The 3574-nt window shown below is 63.1% G+C and carries 2 protein-coding genes; both read right to left on the bottom strand.

Translation table 11 applies throughout. The annotated features are described in order from the left end of the window. Positions 1–1718 (bottom strand): serine/threonine-protein kinase (locus tag QZY07_RS13275; protein ID WP_295403443.1); only part of this gene is annotated, 1718 nt, incomplete at its 3' end. A gap of 135 nt (positions 1719–1853) precedes the next feature. Continuing rightward, the coding region (locus QZY07_RS13270; RefSeq protein ID WP_295403441.1) for a methyl-accepting chemotaxis protein at positions 1854–3574 on the bottom strand (1721 nt) is incomplete at its 5' end.

Genomic DNA, 3574 nt, shown 5'->3' with positions numbered 1-3574 from the left:
TGGCCCGCAATTTCCTGGCGGGAGTCCATTTGGCTGCGGTCAGCATCCTGCTCACATGATGGAAAGGCTCTGGATCTCAGTGCTAATCCCACACAACATGAATTGATGACACGCCCTAGCAGGGTCTTGCTGCCATCAGCATTATTCAGAATTGTGTCGTCATACAAGTCCGTGTATTTGGCCTTGAGCCTCGACAACTGCGCTTCCGGCCCATTTACCATGAATTTGTAACAGAGCGGTGCTTCGGCAGGGATGTTCTCCGTCGGCGCTAAATCAGCGGCGAAGTAAAGCGGCACCTTACCCCCAGGCGCGGCTTGCGTTTGCGGCACGTCCTGAGCAACCGCGTTCACGGCGACGGGCGGTGTTTTTACCTGTGACGCAAATTCCTCCAATCGCACCCGCTCAGCCTCGCGGGCCGCCGCCTCGGCATCCGCGCGTTGTTGTTGAAGCTCTGCCAACCGCGACTCTTCGGCCTTGCGCTGCTCGGTCAATTCCGCCAATCGTCGCACTTCCGCCGCATGCGTGGTCTCGGTCTGCTGTTGTCGCTGAAGTTCCCGATCCGCCTGCCTGGCCTGCTGTTGCCCTTGCAGATAGACAAACGCGCCGCCGCTCAGTACCGCGACGACCAAGAACAGCGCCAGCGTCGCTGGTATCCACCGCCTTCCCTCGAACGCTTTACGCGGCACCATCGGAACCGGTTGCGACGCGGCGGGAACATCGGCGTCCGATGCCTCTGGTCGCACAGGCATGGTTGTTTCCCGCCACGCCTCCTGCAACGCCGCCACGCTCGGATACCGCTCCCCCACCCGCACCGCCAGCGCCTTGAGCAACACCGCCTCCTGCGCCGGAGCGATCGCAATCCCCAACCGCGAGGGCGGAATCAACTCATCCAGTTCCACCCGATCCAGCGCCTCCGGCGGCAGCACGCCAGTGATGGCGCGATACAGGGTCGCGGCGAGGCTGTAGACATCGGTCCAGGGGCCTTGCTTGCCTTTGGTGCGATATTGCTCTTCTGGGGCGTAGCCGGGTTTGAGGATCACCGACAGGCTCTTGCTGTGCTCGCCGGCGGCGAAGCGCGCGGCGCCGAAGTCGAGCAGTTTGATCCGCCCGCTGCGGCTGACATAGATGTTGTCGGGGGCGATGTCGCGATGCAGCAGTCCTTCCTGATGCACGGCGCGCAGGGCGTCCATGATCGGGAGCAACAGCCGCAACGCCGGCTCGAACGGCAGCCGTCCGCCCGGCTGCTGTTCCAGATACTGCTTGAGCGTCAGTCCCTCGACGTAATCCATCACGCTGTAGCCGGTGCCGTGGGCGCGGAAGAAGCTTTTGACGGTGACGATGCCGGGATGCTGATCGAAACGCGCCAGGGCGCGCGCCTCCTCCAGAAAGCGATCCAGCCCGTAGGCGAACTGCTCGGCGGCCGGGCCGGAATAGACGGCGAGACTCACCCCATCGGGCGCGCGGCTGGCGCTGTCGCGCGGCAGGTATTCCTTGATCGCGAGGCGCAGTTGCAGGTTCTCGTCCCAGGCCAGATAGGTGATGCCGAAACCGCCGTGCCCGAGCACCCGCCCGAGGCGGTAGCGGCCGTCCAGAAACGTACCCAGAGCCAGCGCCGGGGGCGGATTGTCGATACCAGGCTGCCAGCCGCACACCGGGCAGGGCGTGGCGGTGGTGGCGGCGAAACAGTGGGGACAGCGGGGGGCGGCTTGGGCATCCATTGGCGGGTTCGATGTTTTAGTTCATTCCGATTGGAGCGGGTGATGGGTAATTCTCGATTCCAGGTTCATGGCTATACCGATCCCCATGTCTCATTCTTAGTGTCGGAACACAGATGTTTCACGCCAGGACTTGGTTCAAACGCGATAACGTTGGACCACCCCGCGTAACTGGTTGGACAGTTCGTTCAACTGCTCGGCGGCGACCGCTGTCTGTCGCGCATTCTGGCTGGTTGATTCGGCGACCTCGGTGATCCAGTGCACATGATCGTTAACATCCTCGGCAACCGCGCTCTGCTGCTTCGTGGAACTGGCAATCTGGGCGTTCATCTCGTGCAGCTTTCCAACGGCGCGGGCAATCTCATCAAGCGCCTTGGCGACCTGCTGGACATGCGTGACGCCATCCTGAGCCTTGTCACGACCCGACAACACCCGTGCCTCGGCCTGTTGCGCACCGGTTTGCAAACTCTGGATCATCGCCTGAATTTCCCTCGTCGAGCCCTGGGTACGCGAGGCGAGTGTGCGCACCTCGTCGGCCACGACGGCAAAACCGCGTCCCTGTTCGCCGGCCCGCGCCGCTTCGATGGCCGCGTTTAACGCCAGCAGGTTGGTCTGTTCGGCGATGCCGCGAATCACATCGATCACTCCGCCAATGCGCGTACTCTGTTCGGCCAGGCCGCGCATCTCGTGCCCCGCCTGTTCGATCTCGCTGGCCAGCGTCTGAATCGCGCTGACCGCATCGCGCACCACCGCCAACCCCTGTTCCGCTTCATGATCGGCCGCCCGCGTTGCCTCGGCCGCCTGCCCCGCGTTCGCGGCAACCGTCGCGACCGTTGCGCTCATTTCAGTCATCGCCGCTGCGACCTGATCGCTGCGATTGAGCTGATCGAGCGCGCCGGTGACGGTCTTGGCCGTCACCTGCGACAGCGCATCCGCCGCGCCGCCAACCTGATCGGATGCACGCGCGACATCCTCAACAAACTGGCGCAGGACACCCTGCATCCGCTCCAGCAGTTGCATCATCTGACCGATTTCATCCGCACTCGCCTTGACGACGGCCTGGTCGAGATGCCCCTGCGCAATACCGCTGGCCAGTCGCATGGCATCCCGCACTGGCTGCATGACCAGCCGCTCGGCGATCACGCCCAACAGCAACAAGATCGCACCACCGATCCCCAGGCCGGCAGCGAAAACCGTCAGAATCCGGTTGCGGGTCGCCGTCTGGATTTCAGCGATAGGGAACGCCGCTAGAATCGTGTAATTCCAGGGAGCAAATGTGCGCCGCTCAACCACCCAACCCTCCGGCGTGCCGGTGGCCAGTGCGTCCGTCACCGCTGGATCGGCCTTGCGGCTGTGCAGACGCACCCGCTGCCGGTCATCCAACAGCACCATCATGCCCTGCGTCAGAATCTGGCTGTCGGCAATCGCATCTTCTAGTGCCTTTAGATCGGCCTTGTAGCCGACATAGCTAATGCCGATCACCGCTCCGGTTGCGTCATGAATGGGGGTATAGCCGGTCAGAAAGGGATTACCCAAGATATCGACCTGACCGAAAAACGGCTGACCAGTGCGGATCGCCTGAATTGCCTTGCCCGTCGGGTCGAGGACAGTGCCCACGGCACGCTTTCCCTCGCGCATGACATTGGTGGAGATCCGTACAAACTCATCGCCGTCGCGCACGAACAGGGTTGCGGTACCGCCAGCAATCGCGGTGACCTGATCGACCAGTTCAAACTGGTTGGCCTGGGGTTGCCCGTTGAGCAGCAAATCTGGCACCTGACGCTCGCCGACGCGGACATGCTCACCCAACCGGGCCGCGCCGCGTGTGGCCAGTTCGCGGTTCAGCAAGGCCATCGCCC

The organism is uncultured Thiocystis sp. (assembly GCF_903866365.1).
Taxonomy (GTDB): domain Bacteria; phylum Pseudomonadota; class Gammaproteobacteria; order Chromatiales; family Chromatiaceae; genus Chromatium.
Note: the sequence above shows the minus strand (reverse complement) of the source record. Positions and strands in the feature narration are given on the sequence as shown.